This is a genomic window from Pseudoalteromonas sp. Isolate6 (assembly GCF_022398435.1).
GTDB classification, from domain to species: domain Bacteria; phylum Pseudomonadota; class Gammaproteobacteria; order Enterobacterales; family Alteromonadaceae; genus Pseudoalteromonas; species Pseudoalteromonas galatheae.
The window spans coordinates 1-2,189 of the sequence record NZ_JAKEVK010000351.1 but is presented as its reverse complement, the minus strand read 5'-3'; the positions used below and the strand labels follow the sequence as shown (position 1 = coordinate 2,189).

At 44.7% G+C, this 2,189-nt stretch carries 4 protein-coding genes; 2 read left to right on the top strand and 2 right to left on the bottom strand.

Translation table 11 applies throughout. From position 1 onward, the window contains the following. Together L1D50_RS22785 and L1D50_RS22780 are read left to right on the top strand one after the other, a co-directional pair. Window positions 1-231 (top strand): hypothetical protein (locus L1D50_RS22785; RefSeq protein ID WP_239966914.1); only part of this gene is annotated, 231 nt, incomplete at its 5' end. 32 nt (window positions 232-263) lie between these two features. Next, window positions 264-476, top strand: a complete 213-nt coding sequence (locus L1D50_RS22780) for a hypothetical protein (RefSeq protein WP_128727988.1) — start codon at window positions 264-266, stop codon at window positions 474-476. Between the two features lie 46 nt (window positions 477-522). Here the strand turns inward: L1D50_RS22780 and L1D50_RS22775 are convergent, their stop codons facing one another. Beyond that, window positions 523-1,140, bottom strand: coding sequence for an HAD family phosphatase (locus L1D50_RS22775; RefSeq protein WP_010369570.1), 618 nt, complete (start codon window positions 1,138-1,140; stop codon window positions 523-525). 96 nt (window positions 1,141-1,236) lie between these two features. After that, window positions 1,237-2,163, bottom strand: a complete 927-nt coding sequence (locus L1D50_RS22770) for a LysR family transcriptional regulator (RefSeq protein WP_239966913.1) — start codon at window positions 2,161-2,163, stop codon at window positions 1,237-1,239. Between the last annotated feature and the right edge of the window lie 26 nt (window positions 2,164-2,189).

Here is a 2,189-nt window from a genome sequence, read left to right as displayed (position 1 = left end):
GTTTATTTTTTGTACGACAATTCAAGCTTTCACAATAAGGAAAATAAGATGAAGTTAACACTAACAAAAAGAAAGATAAAACAACTGAACCATACTGCTGACTTGGAAAAAGCCCAAACACCAAACATCGCGGGAGGTTATTTAACCGCGGGTTGTGACAGAGAAATAACCGAGTTATGCAACACGAAAGCATTTGGTTCTTGCTATAACTGTGGCTCTCTTCGCTGTTAAAATGTTTTCTTACCACCCAAAGGAAATGAAAAATGAAAATTAAACTGAATAAAAAGCCGCTTAAAAACTTAAACAATGCTCAAGCCATTACACCACAAGCGACCCCCCAAATTGGTGGTGGTATAAACCGTTTGACTGATTTGGACTGTGTACCGACTAACCGCCACGATTGCCGTACCGGTGCTATCTCTTGTTACGGTGATCACGACTGCGCTTTCACAAATAGACAGTATATGTGTGATTAATTCTTTTTAGGCCCGTACTTGGGCCTATTTTGGAGTCTCGACCTGCTTAAAACACTAATCCTAGCTCACGTAACTCGCGCTCAGCTTGCGCCGCATTAAAGAACTGAATGCCATGTAACCCAACCTGCTTTGCACCTTCGACGTTCGCTAAGACATCATCAAGAAACACACAGTCATCTGCCGCTAGTTGGTAGCGCTCCAGTAAGTGAGTAAAAATAGCTTTGCCGGGCTTCATGCAGCCAAGCTCAGCAGAAATAATTTCTCCATCAAAGTGTTGCCAGAAAGTATGACGCGCTTTTAGGTGGCTCACAATCTCGTGCACATTATCGGTTAAGGCATATGCACTATATCCCGCTGCCTTTAGGCGCTGCATCAGTGAAAGCGTGCCATAAAGTGGGATCAGTGATTCTTTGATATAAAAGAACAGTTCATCAGCTTGCTCTGAGGTTAAGTGACAGGTTTGCATAAAAGCGTGCTTGGTGTCTGCTTCAGTCAGTTCGCCTCGGTTAATCGCAAACCAAATCTCACTGTGGAACAGCTGCTTAGCTAGACTCTCAACGTCGCATTGGTTGCCAAAGGTAAGCCGAACTATCTCCTCTGGTGACCACCTCACAAATACGTTACCTACGTCAAAAATTACGTGTTTAATATTGCCAATTGCCATCCTTGAACCTCTTTAGTTAGTTTGAATATGAGCGTTTATTATGCATATCTTTATCACTTACGCACGGCTAATTCGGTAGACTCCGATGAAATAAACTCAATTCTGCATTTGTTGTAAATACTCGCTAAAAAAGGCCAGAAATGCTTTGACTTGGCGAGGTTGAAACTGCCTAGATGGATAAATCGCTTGCAGCGCGACTTTGTCTGAGTCCGTTGGACTAAATCCCAATGTTTGAGTTGGCAACAACTCCACCAATCGCCCCGCTTTAATATCTTTGTGAACATCCAGCCATGACTTGATGGTGATCCCAAGTCCTTGAATAGCCCAGTTTCGTAGGACTTCGCCATCTGAACTCACTAAACAAGTAGGCACGGTTTCAATGATGGTTGCTTGCGTGTCTTTATCGAGAAAATACCAATCGTTTAGCGCCTGCCCCGCTCTTTCCAGTACTAGACAACGATGTTGCTGTAATGCTTGATAGCAATCTGGCGTACCATACTGTTCGAGATAGTTTGGAGCGGCCACCAGCATTCTGCGGTTGTTTAACAAAGGCCTAGATATCAAACTGCTATCATTTAAATTACCATAGCGAATGGCGATATCAGTGCCAGACTCAACTAATTTAACTAAGCCCTCCCCTAAGCTCAAGTTAACCACCACCTGTGGATGCTGCGTGGCAAACTCCGCAACGGCGGGAACCACGTACTGACGGCCAAAGTCTGAGCTTGCCGCAATTTTGAGTGTGCCTCTCAAATCGGGATCGGCATCTTGCAATAACGCCTCCGCGGCCGCGACCTCCTCAATAACTCGCACGCAGCCTTGGTAAAACCGCTCTCCCGCTTCTGTTAGTTTGATACTTCTGGTGTTTCGAGTCAGTAAACGGGTTTTATAGTGCGCTTCAAGTGCATTGATCCGGGCTGTCATGCTCGCAGGAGAAAGCCCTAATACTCGCCCTGCTGCAGCTAAGCCATCAGAGCGCACCACTTGAACAAAAAGCGCCATATCGTCTGCTTTGCTTCTCATTATTCACCTTTTATGAAAAGTAATTT

What these genes read in the sequence shown, in the direction of transcription:
- L1D50_RS22780 (WP_128727988.1), top strand. Translation starts at nt 264, where the DNA reads ATGAAAATTAAACTGAATAAAAAGCCGCTTAAAAACTTAAACAATGCT.
- L1D50_RS22775 (WP_010369570.1), bottom strand. Translation starts at nt 1,140, where the DNA reads ATGGCAATTGGCAATATTAAACACGTAATTTTTGACGTAGGTAACGTA.
- L1D50_RS22770 (WP_239966913.1), bottom strand. Translation starts at nt 2,163, where the DNA reads ATGAGAAGCAAAGCAGACGATATGGCGCTTTTTGTTCAAGTGGTGCGC.